This window comes from Pseudokineococcus lusitanus (genome assembly GCF_003751265.1).
Taxonomy (GTDB): Bacteria; Actinomycetota; Actinomycetes; order Actinomycetales; family Quadrisphaeraceae; genus Pseudokineococcus; species Pseudokineococcus lusitanus.
In genome coordinates this window covers 177,941-193,848 of the sequence record NZ_RJKN01000002.1, presented here as the reverse complement: position 1 = coordinate 193,848, position 15,908 = coordinate 177,941, and the positions used below count along the sequence as shown (strand labels likewise).

Below are 15,908 nucleotides of genomic sequence, written 5' to 3'. Positions count from 1 at the left end.
TGGTCGTCGTACCCCGCGCCGGTCCGGGCGCGGGCCGGCACGAGAGACCAGAGGGACCATGACGAAGAAGTCATCGAGGGTGGCGCTGGGGGCGACGCTCGGAGCGCTCGCCTTGCCCGCCGCGCTGCTCGTGGGGCTGCCCGCCGCAGCGCACCCCGGGCACGACCACGGCCAGCCCGCCGCGGCCGCCGACGACGCGCTCGACTGGGGCAACTACGAGCGCGTCCTGCTGACGAAGGACACCGGCGAGCCCATCGACCTCGCCGTCCTGCCCGACGGGGAGGTGCTCCACACCGCCCGCAACGGCGACGTGCGGCTGACCGACCCCGACGCCGGGACGACGGACGTCATCGCCCGCTTCGACGTCTACGCCAACTCCGAGGACGGGATGCAGACCATCGGTCTGGCGCCGGACTTCGAGGAGAGCGGCTGGGTCTACGTCTACTACGCGCCGCGGGAGATGGAGGGGACGGCCACCAACGGCCTGCCCTACCCGTCGACGACGGCGGCCGGCTCCGCGCCGACCACGCTCCCCCCGGGCGCGGACGACGCGACCTACTGGCAGCAGTGGCTCGGGTACAACCAGCTGAGCCGGGTCAAGTACGACGCCGAGGCCCGCACCTTCGACATGGCCACCGAGCAGGTGATCATCAAGGTCGAGGTGCAGCGCGGCCAGTGCTGCCACGTCGGCGGCGACTTCGACTTCGACGCCGACGGCGACGTCTACCTGGCCACGGGCGACAACACGCCGGCCGGCACCCCCGGCGCCAACGGCTACGCGCCGAACAACGACGCGCCCGGCATGAACCCCGGCCTGGACGCCCGTCGCGGCGCCGGCAGCACGAACGACCTGCGCGGCAAGGTGCTCCAGCTCCGGGTGGCCGAGGACGGCTCGTACACGACCCCGGACGACAACCTCTTCGCCCCGGGCACCGAGAGCACGCGCCCCGAGATCTTCTACATGGGCGTCCGCAACCCGTTCCGCATGGACGTCGACGCCGAGACCGGCAGCGTCAGCTGGGGCGACTACGGCCCGGACGCCGGTGCGGCCGACCCGGCCCGCGGGCCCATGGGCCTCGTCGAGTGGGTCACCACCGGCGTCGACCAGCCCGGCAACTCCGGGTGGCCGTACTGCACCGGTGACCAGTCGGCCTACAACGACTGGGACTTCGCCACCGCGACCCCGCGCGACTGGTTCGACTGCGACGCCGGCCCCACCAACACCTCCCGGTGGAACACGGGCCTCGACCAGGTGCCCCCGGCCACGCCGGCGACGCTCTGGTACGGCGACGACACCGACGACCAGCCGTGGCCCGAGCTGACCGACTTCGGCCCCGGTGGCCAGGGCCCCATGGGCGGCCCCGTCTACCACTACGACGCCGAGAACCCCTCGCAGACGAAGTTCCCCGAGCACTGGGACCAGAAGTCCTTCTTCGCCGAGTTCTCCCAGGACTACGTGGCGGCCTTCACCGTCGACTGGCCCGCGGGCCCGGTGACGCAGATCGAGAACTTCCTGCCGAACGACGCCCTCCTCGACGCGGCGCAGCCGGTGTGGGACAACCCGATGGACATCGAGTTCGGCCCCGACGGGTCGCTCTACGTCCTGGACTACGGCGACGGCTTCTTCCGCCAGAACCCCGACGCGGGCCTCTACCGCGTCGACTGGGCGCCGGGCAACAAGACGCCGCAGGCGTCCTTCACCGCCACGCCGGTCTCCGGCAGCGACGCCCCGCTCGAGGTCACCTTCGACGGCTCGGCGTCGGTCGACCCCGAGGGCAGCGCCCTCACCTACGGCTGGGACTTCGACGGCGACGGCACGGTCGACGCCGAGGGCCCGACGGCGACGCACACCTACACCGAGCGCGGCCTGTTCACCGCGGTCCTCCGCGTCACGGACGCCTCCGGCAAGGTCGGCGTCACGAGCCGTCGCATCTCGGTCGGCAACGTCGCCCCGACGGTGACGATCCAGGACCCGCCCGACGGCGGCTTCTTCAGCTGGGGCGACTCGGTGCCCTTCCGCATCACCACCGACGACCCGGAGGACGGCACCGCGACCGACTGCACGAAGGTCTCCTGGACCTTCGGCCTCGGCCACGCCGAGCACGCGCACCCGGAGATCCTCGGCACTGGCTGCCAGGGCGCGTGGGCCACGCCGGCCGACGCCCCCGAGCACGGTGACACCGAGAAGCTCTACGGCGTCGTCGTCGTCACCTACACCGACCGCGGTGCGGACGGCCTGGCCGGCGCGACGGGCGAGGCGTCGCTGACCCTCAACCCGAAGACGCAGGAGGCGGAGCACCACGACGCCACCCAGGGCGTGGAGGTCGTCGAGGACGCCTCCGCGAGCGGCCGCGCGTACGTCTCCGGCTTCGAGCCCGGTGACTGGATCGCCAACGACCCGGTCAACCTCACCGGCGTCGAGGAGGTCGTGGCCCGCACCCGTGGCGGCGCCGGCGCCCTCGAGCTCCGCTGGGGCGCCGCCGACGCGGAGCCCTTCATGACGGTCCCCGTCGCCGCCGCGGAGGCGTGGACCGACACGACCGTCGCGCTGGCCGACGCCCCCACCGGCTCCGGCGTCCTCTACGTCACGAGCACCGGCGGCTTCGACGTCGACTCGATGACCTTCGAGGGCCCGGGCGTCGCCGACGTCGCGGCCCCGGTGGTCACGGCCACGACCACCCCGACCGCGCCCAGCGGTCAGGGCGGCTGGTGGACCGGTCCCGTCACCGTCCAGCTGGCGGCGACGGACAACGGCACGCTGTCCCGGGTCGAGCGCTCGCTCGACGGCGGGGCGACGTGGACGAACGTCCTCTCCCGCGGGGTCGTGGCGCCCTTCCAGGTCACCGCGCAGGGCGTCACGCAGGTGCAGTACCGGGCGGTCGACGCGGGCGGCAACGTCTCGGCGGTCGGCACGCTCGAGGTGAAGATCGACTCGGAGGCGCCCGTGGTCTCCACCGGCGTCGAGGACGGCGCGACCTTCGGCGACTCCGACGTCCTGGTGCCGGGCGGTGACGTCACCGACGCCACCTCCGGCGTCGCCACGACGACGGCCACGCTCGGCGGGGTCGAGGTGCCGGTGGGCGAGGAGCTCGAGCTCTGGCGCTTCCCGCTCGGCGAGCACGAGTACGTCGTCACGGCCACCGACGTCGCCGGCAACACGGCGACGGCGAGCTCGACGATCACGCTCGAGACCTCGACGGACGACCTCGTCGCCCTCGTGTCCCGCTTCGAGGACGACGGGCTCCTGTCCCGCCGCGGCGCGAACCAGCTCCAGACGCGCCTCGCCGTCCTCGTCCGCCACGAGGACGCCGGCCGGACCGCGCAGGCGGTCCGGGCCGCGGAGGCCTTCAAGGCTGCTGCGTCCAACCGGGCCTGGGTCGCCGACCCCGAGCTCCGCGCGCTCTTCCAGCGCGACGCGGACGCCCTCGTCGCCGGCTGGACCGCGCGATGAGCCGCCGCACCACCACCCGCACCGCCGTCACGGAGGGCACGACCATGCACGCGACCACCAGCCCCACCCGTCGCCGCGTCGCGGCGGCGGCCGCCGGGGCCCTGGCCACGGGCCTCCTCGCGGCCGGGATGGCCACCCCGGCGCAGGCCGCCCTCACGACGTCGTGCTTCGGCACGGCGGGCGCGGGCATCGTCGACGGGGCGCTCGTCGTCCCGGCCGGGCAGTCCTGCGACGCCACGGGTCTCGTGGTCCGCGGCGCCGTCACCGTCCGCCAGGGCGCGACGCTGCTCATGGACGGCGGCTCGGTCTCGGGCACGGTCACCGTCGCCACCGACGGGTACCTCGAGACGTCGGGCACGACGCTCGGCGGCGAGGTCCGGCTCAACGGGGCCTTCGGCGCCTCGCTCGACGGCTCCGACGTCCAGGCCGTCCGGGCCACGGGCGGCGGCTTCGTCTACTCGACGGGCTCCGACCACCGCGGCGACCTGCGGGCCGCCGACGGCGAGACGGTCCTCGAGTCCTCCGTCGTCACCGGTGCGGTGACGACGACGGGCGGCACCCTCACCGACCTCTACGACAGCTGGGTCTCGCGGGGCCTGTCCGTCACGGGGCCGCTGGCCGGGGCCGCGGTGTGCGAGAGCGAGGTCGACGGCACGACGACGGTGCGCGGCGCCCAGGGGCTCGTGTCCCTCGGCGACGCGGCGGTCGGGGAGTGCGGGGCCAACTTCCTCACCGGCGACCTCGTCCTGCGGGACAACGTCGGCGGCGTCCGCGTCTCCGACACCGTCGTCCGCGGCGCCGTCCGGTGCACCGGCAACGAGCCGGCACCGGTCGGGACGGGGAACCGCTTCCGCGGCAGCGCGTCCGGCCAGTGCGCCGAGCTGCCCGAGCCGGCGGCCATGCGCCTCGTGGCGGTGCCGGCGGACCGGTCCGCGGCCGTCGCGGCCGTGGCCGACCGCGCCGCCGAGCGCGCGGCGGCCGGCGCGGCGGCGGCGGCCGCCGCCGGGCCCGCCGCGGTCTGACCGACCCCGGCGGACCACCGGTCGGCGGGGCGGGCCCGTGCCCGTCCCGCCGACCTCCCCGCAGCACCGGGTCCCGCCGGCGGCGACGTCCTCGCCGCCGGCCGGGACCGCGCACGCAGCCAGCACCTCCGAGCACCACGGCCGGCCCGCCGGCCCCCTCGACCGAGGAGTTCCCATGAGGAAGTTCCGCACCACCGGTGACCCGCAGCTCCAGGGCAACGCCGCCCTCGGCGCCTCGCTGGGCCTGTCCCGCCGCCAGGTCATGGCGGCCGCCGCGGCCGGCCTCGCCGTCCCCGTCCTCGCCACGGCGACCGCGTCGCCGGCGGCGGCCCGTCCCCTCGTCGTCCCGAGCAAGCGCGGCATCATCCTGTACTCGGTGCGCGACGCCATCTCCCGGGACCCGCTCACCAGCGACCTCCCGTCCGGCTTCCGCGAGGTGCTCCGCGAGCTGAGCAGGATCGGCTACAAGCAGATCGAGTTCGCCGGCTTCCGGCAGAACGCCAACGCCGAGGGCGGTGACGTCAACAACGTCGCGGGCGCCCGCCTGCTCAAGAGCTGGCTCGACGAGTACGGGCTCGACGCCCAGGGCAACCACGGCTCCGTGCCCGCGACGGTGACGCCGGAGACGACCGCCGCCTTCGAGACGACGATGGACGTCGCGCAGACGCTCGGCCTGGAGCACATCGGCACCGGCAGCGACCCCACGCGCAGCCGCTACCGCGCCGACTGGGACGCCGCCGCCGAGGTGTGGCAGCACTGGGGCGCGATGGCCAAGGCGCGGGGCCTCAAGCTGTACACGCACAACCACCAGCAGGCCTACAACTTCCTGCTCGACGCGGGCCCCCTCGACGAGGCCGGCCTGCCGACCCGCTCGACGGGCACCCGGATGCTGGAGTACTTCCTGCAGATCACCGACCCGACGCTCGTGTACCTCGAGCTCGACGTCTTCTGGGCGCACGTGGCCCAGCACTCCTTCCCGACCTACACGGCCGAGGACGGCACGCTCGTCCGCAAGGTCTTCGACCCCGCCGCGCTCGTCGCGGCCAACCGCTCGCGCTACCCGCTCTTCCACGCGAAGGACGGCGACGCGACGGGCGAGGCCGAGGGCGTCGGCAACGGCTACGCCATCGTCCCCTTCGGGCTCGGCGACATCGACTACGCGACCTTCTTCTCGCGGATCGGCAGCGAGATCCGCGGCGGCGACCTCAACGCCATGTGGGAGCAGGACACCGCGCCCAGCGCCACCGCCCCGGCCCAGTCGCTCGAGCTGGCCAAGCTGAGCTACCGGAACCTGTCGCGGCTCCGCTGACCGGCTGACGACGACGCCCGGCCCCGCCACCCCGGCGGGCCCGGGCGTCGTCGCGTCCGCGCCCGCCCGCCGTCGCCCCTTCCCGCGCCTGCCCTCCCTGGTCTTCGTGCCCTTTCACCGCCGTGGAGAGCCTCGAGGGCGGTGGAAGCGCACGAAGACCGGGGGAGGGAGGGGCGATGAGGGGGCGGGAGGGGGAGGGCGGGCAGGGGCCGCGCTCCGGCAGGATGCGCGCGTGACCGCCGCCCCCGTCGTCCTGCTCGCCACCTGCGCGGAGGTCGCCGACCTCGACGCCGACAGCCGCGCCCTCGCCGACGCGCTGCGGGCGCGCGGTGCGGACGTGCGTCCCGCCGTCTGGGACGCCGAGGTCGACTGGGCGGCCGCCGACCTCGTCGTCGTCCGCTCGACCTGGGACTACGTGCCCCGGCGCGAGGAGTACCTCGCGTGGGCCGCGCGGGTCGCCGCCGTCACCCGGCTGGAGAACCCGCCCGACCTCCTGCGGTGGAGCACGGACAAGGCCTACCTCGAGGACCTGCGCGCCGCCGGCCTGCCCGTCGTGCCCTCGGCGGTCCTCGCGCCCGGCGACGGCGGCGACCACCCCTTCCTCGGCGTCGAGCACGTCGTCAAGCCGACCGTCTCCGCCGGGTCCAAGGACACGCTGCGCCTCGGCGCGGACGCCGAGGGCGCCCGCCGCTCGGCCGACCACGTGCTCGCCCTGCACGCCGAGGGGCGGACGGCTCTCGTCCAGCCCTACCTCGCGGCGGTGGACGACGACGGCGAGACCGCGGTGGTCTGCGCCGACGGCGAGGTGGTGCACGCCGTCCGCAAGGGTCCGCTCCTCGAGCGCGGCGGCGGTCGGGTCGAGGGCCTCTTCGCCGAGGAGAACATCAGCGCCCGCACGGCGGCGGAGGCCGAGCTCGAGGTGGCGCGCGCCGCGCTCGACGTCGTCCGCGGGCGCACCGGCCGGGCGCCGCTCTACGCCCGCGTGGACCTCCTGCCCTCCGAGGACGGCCCGGTCCTCCTCGAGCTCGAGCTGGCGGAGCCGTCCCTCTTCCTCGACGTCACGCCGGGCGCGGCCGACGCCGTCGCCGCCGCGGTGCTGCGCCGCGTCGCCGGCTGAGGGCGGCTCCCCGTCCGACGGGCGGGGGAGGGGTCCTGCTGGGACCCTGCGCCATGAGCGCAGCAGGTCAAGACCCGGCCGGCGTGGGTACCGGGTCCGAGCAGCAGCCCCTCCGGGCCGCCGTCCACGTCGACCCGGCCGACCCGGAGCGCCTGTGGCTCACCGGCGACGTCGACCTCCACGCCGTCGAGGCGGCCGGCACCGGCCTGTGGGAGGCGCTCCGCGGCGTCCGCGTGGTCGAGGCGGGCGGCGTCACCTTCATGGACTCGACGGGGCTGCGGTGCCTCACCGCCGCGATGGGCGGCGCCCGCCTCGCCGGCGTCCGGCTCACCGTCGTCGACCCGCCGCCGCAGGTGCGGCACGTCCTGCGCGTCAGCGGGGTCGAGGCGCTCGTCGACGTCGTCGAGGACGGGGGCCCGGCGCCCGGCTGAGCCCGGCGCGGTCGGCGCCCGGGCGCCCTCGGCGGCACGAGCCGTGCGTAGTCTCCGGGACGTGGGGGACGACGGCCGCCGGGCGGTGCAGCGCGTGCGCGCCGGTCTCCTCGCCGCGCTCGTGCTGTCCCTGGCGGCGGGCGCGCACGTCCTCGCCGGTGACGCGCTGCCGGCGCCGGCCCTCCTCGTCGCCCTCGCGGCCGTCACGCTCGCCGCCACCACGGTCGTCGGCCGCCGCCGGCTGCGTCGCCGCACGCTCGTCCCCGCCCTCGTGGCCGGGCAGTGGGCGCTGCACCACGCCCTCGCCGTCCTGGCCGCGCCGCTGCCCGCCGCCGACGCGGCGCCCGTGGGGGGCGTCCACCTCCACGGCGCCGCGGTGCTGCCCGCGGTCGGGGAGGTCGGCCCCGACGTCGTCGCCCCGTCCGCGGCCATGACGCTCGCCCACGCCCTCGCGGCCGCCGTCACCGCCCTCGTCGCCGTGAGCGCCGACCGTGCCTGGGCCGCCGCCCTCACGTGGCTCGACCGCCTGGTCCCCGCGCTCGCCGTGGCCCTGCGCCCCCTCGTGCCCGCCGGCGCGCCGCGCGCCCGCCGCACGCGCCGCACCCGGGTGGTCGTGCCCGCCGCCGTGGTGCTGAGCACGCGCCCGCGGCGCGGACCGCCGGCGGCGCTGCTCGCCGCCTGACCGACCTCTCCTCCCGACCCCGACGGCACGCGCCGTCGGGTGCCCGCGCCACGGCACCGCCGGTGCCGGCGCCCCTCGTCGACGGCACGGCCGTCCGCCCTGCGGCGGTGGCCTGCCCCCTCGTCGCGCGGCCCTGCCCGCGACCCCTCGTGCCCGGAGGCACCCATGACCCGCACCACCGTCCGTCCCACCCCTCGCACGTCCTCGACCACCCACCGCCCCGCCCTCACCGTCGCCCTCGTCGCCGGGCTCGTCGTCCTGCCCGCGGCCGCGGCCTCGGCGCACGTGCGCGTCGGCGTCGACGACGCGAGCGGCGGCGCCTACAGCGTCATGACCTTCCGCGTGCCCAACGAGTCGGACACCGCGGGGACCACGGAGGTCGCCGTCCAGCTGCCCACCGACACCCCGATCACCTTCGTGTCCGTCGAGCCCGTGCCCGGGTGGACCGCCGAGGTCGTCCGGGGCGACCTGCCGGAGCCGGTGACGTCCGAGGAGGGGACGGTCACCCGGGCCGTCCTCTCGGTGACGTGGACGGCCGACGAGGGCGTCCAGATCGGCCCGGACGAGTTCCAGCGGTTCGTGGTCGTGGCCGGGCCGCTGCCCGCCGAGGGCACCGACGTGGTGCTGCCGACGACGCAGACCTACTCCGACGGGGAGGTCGTCGCCTGGGACGAGCCGGTGGCTGAGGGGCAGGAGGAGCCCGAGTTCCCCGCCCCCTCGTTCACCACGGTCGCGGCGTCGACCGGCGAGGTCGGGACGACGACCCCCGTCGCGGACGACGGGGCGACGGCGACCGCGGAGGGCGACACGACGGCCCGGTGGCTGGGGGCCGGCGGGCTGGCCCTCGGTGTCGTCGCCCTGCTGGTCGCGTTCCCGCGCGATGGGTCCCGGCGGCGTCCGGCGCGCTGAGCACGTCCCCCGAGCGTCGGGGGGTCGGTGCGTCGATGTGGCGGTCCGCCGTCAGATCGACGCACCGACCCCGGGAGATCAGGCCGGCGGCAGGCCCAGCGCCGCGACGGCGCCCGCCGGGTCGTCGAGGCTGACGGAGAAGGGGCGCCCGTCGCGCGGCACCAGCCGCAGGGCGGGACCCGAGCGCAGGAGCACGGCGGTGCCGGCGCCCGACCAGCGCCACCCCCAGCCGCCCCAGCGCCCCGCGCGGAGGTCTGCCACGCCGGCGGCGGCCAGCTCGTCGCGCCGCCGCGACCACCGCGGCCGGCCCCAGGGGCCGCAGCGAACCTGCACGCGCTCGTCGTCGACGTCGACGCGCAGGGAGGAGAAGGCGACGCCGACCCCGGCCAGGAGGACGACCGGGACGAGCACCGCGACGGCGGCGACCGTCCTGGCACCCGCCGACGGCGGGACGGCGTCGGGCGCGACGGCGAGGACGACCGCCGCGGCGGCGAGAACCAGCGCGGCGCCCGCGAGCAGGGCGACGGGGAGGGCCCGTGAGCGGCAGGTGCCGCTCCAGCGGGTCGTGGTCATCGGGTGGGCCTCACGCGAGGCAGCCTCCCAGCCCGGTCGCCGGGTCAGGGGCCGGTGCCCTCGCCCGCGACGAGCCAGGGCCCGCCTCCCTCGCGGACGAGGCGGACGAACCAGGTGAGGCTTCCGTCGGGCACCGAGATGTCGCTGCCGGTGACCTGGGCGTCCACCGGGACGCTGACCTCTGCCCGGCCGCCGGTGGTGCTGCCGGGCCCCTCGCCCTCCTCGGAGTCGCCGATGCTCAGCGGCTCGCCGATGACGACGTCCGAGAGCCGACCGCCGGTGGCCTCGGTGCCGTGCTGCTCGGCGTGCTCCGGCGTCATGAGCGAGCGCGCGGTCGCCGCGTCCCCGCTCTGCGCCGCCGCCAGGTACGTCGCGACGACGACCTCCGGCGACGCCTCGGGCCCCAGCGTCGGCACCCCGCCGCCCCCGCAGCCCGCGAGAAGAGCCGTCGCGGAGGCGGTCACGACCATCAGCGGTACGAGGGCACGTCGGCGCACGGCGGCAGCGTCGCACCGGGGCGGGCGTCGTCGGGCCGAAACGCCCGAGATGCCGGGACCCGGGACAGCGGCGTCGCGGCTGCGGCACGATGCCCCGAGGACGACGGGCGGGGGACGACGATGGCGGCAGCGACGGCCGAGCCGGTGGCCGCACCGCGGATCGGCTGGTGGGCACCGGTGCTCGTGCTGCTGCAGCTCGTCCTCGCGGCGCTCCTCCTGGGCACGGTCGGCTACCTCTTCACCTCCTTCGGCGTCCTCACCGGCTGCACGAGCGAGCCCGTCCCGGACGTCGAGGCCCTCTGCGCCCCGGCCGAGCGGTGGCTGCTCGCCGGGCCCGTGGGCCAGGGCGTCCTCGTGGTGGCCGCCCTCGTCGCGATGGTCGTGGCCGTGCGGCGGCCCCCGGCGCGGCTCCCGCTGCTGTGGGCCGCCGTCGTCGCCCTGCCGGTGTCGCTCGGCTGGACGGTGCTCGTGGGCCTGACCGCGTCGTCGAGCTACTGAGCCGCGACGGCCGTCAGAGCCACCCGCGGCGCTTGAAGACCGCGTGCAGCGCGACGCCGCACAGCAGCATGAGCGCGACGGCGAAGGGGTAGCCGAAGCGCCAGCCGAGCTCCGGCATCGTCTCGAAGTTCATCCCGTAGATCGTCCCCACGAGGGTCGGGGCGAAGAGGATGGCCGCCCACGAGGAGATGCGCTTCACCTCCTCGCTCTGGGCGAGGCTCGCCTCCGTCAGCCGCTGCGTCTCCTCGTTCTGCCGCTGACCGACGAGCGTCGCGTTGACGGTGAGGATGTTGTGGAGGAGGACGCGGAAGGCGTCCGCCCGCTCGACGACGCGCACGGCGTGGTCCTGCACGTCGCGCAGGTACCGCTGCAGCTCCTCGGACACCCCGTACGCGCGCGAGCCGGCGTCGAGGTCGGCGAGCATCCCCACGAGGGGGTGGGTGGCCCGCTGGAAGGCGATGACCTCCCGCAGCAGCTCGTAGATGCGCCGCGACACCGCCGGGTCCCCGCCGAAGACCTGGTCCTCGATCTCGTCGATGTCGTTCTCGAGGCCAGCGAGCACCGGGGAGTAGTCGTCGACGACCTGGTCGAGGACGGCGTAGAGCACCGCCTGCGGGCCGAAGCCCAGCAGCTGCGGGTCCGCCTCCACCCGACGGCGGACCCGGGCGAGGTCCGGCGCCTCGGCGTGCCGGACGGTGACGACGAAGTCGGGGCCGGTGATGACGTGCACCTCGCCGAACTCGACCTCCTCCTCGACGTCGAGGTACCGGGCGGGCCGCAGCACGGTGAAGAGGACGTCGTCGTACCGCTCGAGCTTGGGGCGCTGGTGGGCCAGGACCGTGTCCTCGACGGCGAGCTCGTGGATCCCGAACTCGTCCGCGACAGAACGGATCTCCTCGTGCGAGGGCCGGTAGAGGCCGATCCACGCCATCCCTGCGTGCTCCCGGACGAGCTCGTAGGTCGCCTCCAGGCTCGTCGGGTCCGCCGCCCGCCGACCGCCGACGTAGACGGCGTTGTCCACCACACCCATGCGCGCTGCTCCGCTCCGTGACGACCCCGAGGACCGCGGCCCCGGGCATGCTCCTCCGTCGTGCGCCGTCCTGCGAGGGCGCAGGGCCCGGGCGCGAGCCGAGGCGGCAGATCTGGGGTGCTCAGCGGTGCTGGAGGTGGCGATCAGCGCGTCTGCTCGAGCGTCAGGTAGCGGCGGCGGCTGCGCCCTCGCGCCCGCAACGACGTCTTCCCCGCCTCTCGTCGGCGACGTCGTCGCTGTGGTGGACCTCGGTGCGCCCTGGTCCGAGGGTGTCCGGGCCGACCCGTCGGCCGGGTCCCGCACCGCCAGCGGTTTCGGCGCTCGAGCGGCTGCCGCCCTCAGCGGTAGGCGCGCGTTCGACGGTCGTGACGTCGTCGACAGATGGCGGGCATACCTCGACAACGGCAATGACACGCCCTTGATCGATGGTTTCTGACACACCGGCGGGCGGCCGACGCGATGGGCGTCCAGGACGCTGTCCCACTACGCCCGACGTCGTTGCGCAGTGGAGCGACGGACACCCATCAAGAGACAGCTGTCGACTGCTGCGCCTGTCGCGGCCATGTAGTCGGGCAGCGGTCGGTGTCGAGGGGCAGCGCCGCGGCTGAGGAGCGTGGCGCGTGCGTCGCGGTCACGCCCTCCGGACGACGCCGGTGTCGTCCACCGTGAAGACGTCGATGCGGAGGAGGTCGCGGACGTGGCCGGACACCCGCTGGACGGCCGATAGCGCGTTGATGGGTACGACTGCCGCGTAGCGGGTGTGGTCGTCCGCGTCGCCCATGCGGCGCAGGAGCTGGCCGAACATGGTGTCGACGTCCAGGCCGGTGCTGGCCGTGCGGCCCTTGACCTCGGCCACCAGACGCTGGCCCGGGCGTTCGGCGAGGACGTCGAAGAAGTCGACCTCGCGGGTGACGGTCCAGCCCTGCTCGGTCAGCCAGGCGCAGAACGCCGCCACCACTCGCTCTTCATCGCCGCGCACCCGCACAGGTTGGTGCCCCTGTGTGACCGGCGTCGAGTGGCGTGCTGGGGCGCTGGTCGGTCCTGCTGCCCAGGATCCGCGGCGTGTGTGTGGCCGCATGACAGCTCGCCGACCGGCGGTTGCGGGGACGAAGGACGAGGGAGAGAGGGATCACGGTGTGGCGGTCGTGCCGGTTGCCGGTCGGGGGCCGCGAGGGGCCCTCAGGCGCGCCGAAGGGCGGGGCCGCTGGTCGCGGCCCCGCCCTTGGGTCGTGGCTGTCGAGGTGGGCCGAGGTGGTTCTCGGGGAGGGAGTTGGTCAGGCGGTCGCGGGCTGGGTGGCGGCCCAGGCGGACCAGCCGGCGTAGCTGCCCTCGAGCTCGACGACGTCGTAGCCGGCGCGGCGCAGGACGCTCGCGGCGACGGCGTTGCGCAGGCCGGACTGGCAGTAGGTGACGAGGGGGCCTTGCTGGGGGAGCTCGTCGAGGTGCCAGAGGAGGCGGCCGGCGCCGAGGTGGGTGGATCCGGGGACGTGGCCGGCGGCGTGCTCGGCCTTGCCGCGGACGTCGATCACCGCGGTGGGGGCCAGGTCGTCGAGGTCGGCGGGTGCGACGGTGGCGGGCCGGACCAGCGGAACTCCGTCGAGGGTGGTGGCGTAGGCCGTGAGGGCGTCGACGCCGACGCGCACGAGGTGGGCGCGGACCTCCTGCGCGGTGGCCTCGTCGGGCACGAGGGCCACGAGCGGCATGTCGTCGGCCTCGGGGTCGTAGGCCCAGGCGCCGAAGGAGGCCGACCTGGCGACGGTCGGGACGACGAGGGCGCCGTCGGCGGTGCCGGTGTGGACCCGGTCGGGGGAGCGCAGGTCGAGCAGGGTCACCTCGTCGGCGGCCAGGGCGCGGGCGAGGTCGTCGCCCTCGAGGCGGGTCAGCGGGGGCAGGTCGCCGAGCAGGGCCGGGCCCTGAAGGTTCTCGCGCTTCATGCGGGCGAAGTAGGCGTGGGCGTCGGGCTGGCCGTCGAGCAGCTCGGCCACGAAGCCGTCCTCGTCGCCGGTGGCCAGGTAGGGGCCCCACCAGGCGTGCAGGCGCTCGTACCCGACGGTGGTCGACGGCAGCGCGCCGAGGGCCTTGCCGCAGGCGCTGCCCGAGCCGTGGCCGGGGAAGACCTGGACGTGGTCGGGCAGGGTCAGGAAGACCTCGCGCAGGCTGCGGAAGATCTGCCGGGCGCCGGCGAAGCGGGTGTCGACGCCGCCGGCGGCCTCGTCGAGCAGGTCGGGGCGGCCGAGGTCGCCGGCGAAGACGAAGTCGCCGGACAGCAGGAACCCGGGCTCGTCGGCGAAGGCGCCGTCGGTCACCAGGAAGGCGAGGTGCTCGGGGGTGTGGCCCGGCGTGTGGCGGGCCCGGACGGTGATGTTGCCGATGGTGATCGCGTCGCCGTCGTGCAGGCGGGTGGCCTCGAAGCCGTACTGCCAGTCCGCGCCGCCCTCGCCCGAGACGTACGTCTGCGCGCCGGTCGCGCGGGCCAGCTCGCGGGTGCCGGACAGGTAGTCGGCGTGGACGTGGGTCTCGGTGACGGCGGTGATCCGCATCCCGTGCTTCGCGGTGAGGTCGAGGTAGTCCTGCACGTCACGGCGCGGGTCGACCACCAGCGCCTCGCCGGTGGCCTGACAGCCGATGACGTAGCTCGCCTGGGCGAGGTCCTCGTCGTAGAGCCTCTCGATGAGCATGCGGGTGGTCCTTCCTGCGGTTCGGGCGGCGGTCGGTCCGCCGGCGCTCGACGTCCCCGGGCCCCGTCCCGGTGAGAGCGGGACCGGCGGGGTCGATGCGTCCAACATACCCCCGGGGGTATCTGTTCCGTGGGTGCCACCACTCGACAGGAGGACGGCGCGCGGCAGGCCCTGTCGGTGAACGGGGCTGCGCCACGGGGGCGGTCGCCCTCGGGCTGGGGGCGCCGAGCTCGCCGCCCTACGCCGTTCTTGCATACCCCCGGGGGTATGTGTGACGGTGGTGGCGGCCGGGAGGGATGACCGGTCGTCGACGTGCGGGCTGGAGCGGCCCCTGAGCTGTGGAGGTCTCCGTGGGGTCGGTCGTGCTGGTCCTGCCGCTGGCGCTGGTCGTCGGCCTGTCGCTGGGGCTGCTCGGCGGCGGGGGGTCGATCCTGGCCGTGCCGCTGCTGACCTACGTCGCGGGGATGGAGCCCCACGAGGCCGTCGCCTCGTCGCTGGTGGTCGTGGGTGTGACCTCGGCCGTGGCCGCTCTCAGCCACGCCCGCCGCGGGAACGTGCGGTGGGGGACCGGTCTGCTGTTCGGGGCCGCGGGCATGGCCGGCGCCTTCGCCGGCGGCGTGATCGGCTCACGGATCCCGGGCGCGGTCCTGATGGTCGCCTTCGCCGTGATGATGCTCGCCACCGCCGCCGCGATGCTCCGGGGCCGCCGTGCCCGCAGCGGCGCCGGCGAGGGCGCCCACGAGCGCAAGGTGGCCCGGGTCGTCCTGGACGGCCTGGCCGTCGGGCTGGTCACCGGCCTGGTCGGTGCGGGCGGCGGGTTCCTCGTCGTTCCCGCGCTCGTCCTGCTCGGCGGCCTGGGGATGCCGGCGGCCGTGGGCACGTCGCTGCTGGTCATCGCGATGAAGTCCGCCGGCGGTCTCGCCGGCTACCTCACCGGCGTCAGCCTCGACTGGACCCTGGTCGGCGCGGTCACGGCCGTGGCCGTCGTCGGGTCGCTGCTGGGCGCCCGCCTGGTCCCGCTGGTCCCCGAGGCGGCGCTGCGCCGCGGCTTCGGCGTCTTCGTCCTCGTCATGGGCCTGGTGGTGCTGGTGCAGGAGCTGCCCGCCACCGCCGGGGCCGTGCTGGTCGGCGCCGCGGCCCTGGTCGCCCTGGCCGTCGTGGTATGCCGCCACCCCGCGGTGCCCTGTCCTGTGCGCCGACGCCCGGTCGGCCCGGCCGCTGCCGCCGCCGCGTGAGGGGCGTGGGCGGGGCGCGTACCCACGGCGAGGGCATGAAGTGGATACCCCCCGGGGTTAGCGTGACCAGACCGTACGAGGAGGACCCATGGACGTGCAGGCAGACCAGCTCGGTGACGTCCTGACGCGGCTGCGCCGCGTGCAGGGCCAGATCGGCGCCGTCGTGCGGATGATCGAGGAAGGCCGCGACTGCTCCGACGTCGTCACCCAGCTCGCCGCCGCCTCCCGGGCCCTGGACCGCGCCGGCTTCAAGATCATCTCCACCGGCCTGCGGCAGTGCATGGTCGAGGGCGCCGACGGCGAGCAGAGCCGCGTCGACGAGGCCCAGCTCGAGAAGCTGTTCCTCTCCCTGGCCTGACCCCGCGCCCCTCCGCGCCACCGCGGGCTCGACGTCCCGCACCCGTACCTCCGGGCCACCGGGCCCGGGTGGCCAGGCGCCTGCCAGGACCCGCAGATCAGCACGACCCGCCGTCGCA

Annotated in this window: 15 protein-coding genes; 10 read left to right on the top strand and 5 right to left on the bottom strand. The window is 75.6% G+C overall.

Annotation, left to right across the window (positions count from 1 at the left end):
* Positions 1–58 precede the first annotated feature (58 nt).
* The 7 genes from EDC03_RS04170 (at position 59) to EDC03_RS04140 (ending at position 8,921) form a co-directional block, all read left to right on the top strand.
* Positions 59–3,451, top strand: a complete 3,393-nt coding sequence (locus EDC03_RS04170; RefSeq protein WP_123378956.1) for a PQQ-dependent sugar dehydrogenase — start codon at positions 59–61, stop codon at positions 3,449–3,451.
* Complete coding sequence (locus EDC03_RS04165) at positions 3,448–4,473, top strand: hypothetical protein (protein WP_123378955.1); 1,026 nt, start codon at positions 3,448–3,450, stop codon at positions 4,471–4,473. Before EDC03_RS04170 ends, EDC03_RS04165 begins: the two co-directional genes overlap by 4 nt.
* 175 nt (positions 4,474–4,648) lie before the next feature.
* The gene (locus EDC03_RS04160) at positions 4,649–5,782 is read left to right on the top strand and encodes a sugar phosphate isomerase/epimerase family protein (RefSeq protein WP_123378954.1); all 1,134 of its coding nucleotides are present in this window, start codon (positions 4,649–4,651) and stop codon (positions 5,780–5,782) included.
* A gap of 232 nt (positions 5,783–6,014) precedes the next feature.
* The gene (locus EDC03_RS04155) at positions 6,015–6,899 is read left to right on the top strand and encodes an ATP-grasp domain-containing protein (RefSeq protein ID WP_123378953.1); all 885 of its coding nucleotides are present in this window, start codon (positions 6,015–6,017) and stop codon (positions 6,897–6,899) included.
* Positions 6,900–6,982: 83 nt separating this feature from the next.
* On the top strand, positions 6,983–7,330 hold the full coding sequence (locus EDC03_RS04150; protein ID WP_158674196.1) for an STAS domain-containing protein: 348 nt from the start codon (positions 6,983–6,985) through the stop codon (positions 7,328–7,330).
* Positions 7,331–7,391: 61 nt separating this feature from the next.
* Positions 7,392–8,012 carry a hypothetical protein gene (locus tag EDC03_RS04145; RefSeq protein WP_123378951.1) on the top strand — a complete coding sequence of 207 codons (621 nt, stop codon included), beginning with the start codon at positions 7,392–7,394 and terminating at the stop codon, positions 8,010–8,012.
* A 165-nt stretch (positions 8,013–8,177) separates the two neighbouring features.
* Complete coding sequence (locus EDC03_RS04140) at positions 8,178–8,921, top strand: YcnI family copper-binding membrane protein (protein ID WP_123378950.1); 744 nt, start codon at positions 8,178–8,180, stop codon at positions 8,919–8,921.
* Positions 8,922–8,999: 78 nt separating this feature from the next.
* Here EDC03_RS04140 and EDC03_RS04135 read toward each other — a convergent pair whose 3' ends face one another.
* Both EDC03_RS04135 and EDC03_RS04130 read right to left on the bottom strand, forming a co-directional pair.
* The gene (locus tag EDC03_RS04135) at positions 9,000–9,494 is read right to left on the bottom strand and encodes a hypothetical protein (RefSeq protein ID WP_123378949.1); all 495 of its coding nucleotides are present in this window, start codon (positions 9,492–9,494) and stop codon (positions 9,000–9,002) included.
* A 44-nt stretch (positions 9,495–9,538) separates the two neighbouring features.
* Positions 9,539–9,991 (bottom strand): hypothetical protein, encoded by a 453-nt coding sequence (locus EDC03_RS04130; RefSeq protein ID WP_148058007.1) that lies wholly within the window; start codon positions 9,989–9,991, stop codon positions 9,539–9,541.
* Between the two features lie 120 nt (positions 9,992–10,111).
* On the opposite strand from EDC03_RS04130, the gene EDC03_RS04125 reads away from it, so the two are divergent.
* Positions 10,112–10,489, top strand: a complete 378-nt coding sequence (locus tag EDC03_RS04125; RefSeq protein ID WP_123378947.1) for a hypothetical protein — start codon at positions 10,112–10,114, stop codon at positions 10,487–10,489.
* A 13-nt stretch (positions 10,490–10,502) separates the two neighbouring features.
* Here the strand turns inward: EDC03_RS04125 and EDC03_RS04120 are convergent, their stop codons facing one another.
* The 3 genes from EDC03_RS04120 to EDC03_RS18365 all read right to left on the bottom strand — a co-directional run bounded on the left by EDC03_RS04120 (position 10,503) and on the right by EDC03_RS18365 (position 14,197).
* Complete coding sequence (locus EDC03_RS04120; RefSeq protein ID WP_123378946.1) at positions 10,503–11,519, bottom strand: magnesium and cobalt transport protein CorA; 1,017 nt, start codon at positions 11,517–11,519, stop codon at positions 10,503–10,505.
* Positions 11,520–12,150: 631 nt separating this feature from the next.
* Positions 12,151–12,474 carry a hypothetical protein gene (locus tag EDC03_RS04110; protein WP_123378944.1) on the bottom strand — a complete coding sequence of 108 codons (324 nt, stop codon included), beginning with the start codon at positions 12,472–12,474 and terminating at the stop codon, positions 12,151–12,153.
* Positions 12,475–12,793: 319 nt separating this feature from the next.
* Entirely contained in the window at positions 12,794–14,197 is a 1,404-nt protein-coding gene (locus tag EDC03_RS18365; protein ID WP_123378943.1) for an MBL fold metallo-hydrolase, read from the bottom strand.
* Positions 14,198–14,547: 350 nt separating this feature from the next.
* Here EDC03_RS18365 and EDC03_RS04100 point away from each other — a divergent pair, with 350 nt between their 5' ends.
* A complete protein-coding gene (locus EDC03_RS04100; RefSeq protein ID WP_123379273.1) occupies positions 14,548–15,432 on the top strand; it encodes a sulfite exporter TauE/SafE family protein in 885 nt (294 codons plus the stop codon).
* An 88-nt stretch (positions 15,433–15,520) separates the two neighbouring features.
* On the top strand, positions 15,521–15,790 hold the full coding sequence (locus EDC03_RS04095) for a metal-sensitive transcriptional regulator (RefSeq protein ID WP_123378942.1): 270 nt from the start codon (positions 15,521–15,523) through the stop codon (positions 15,788–15,790).
* The last annotated feature ends 118 nt before the right edge of the window (positions 15,791–15,908 follow it).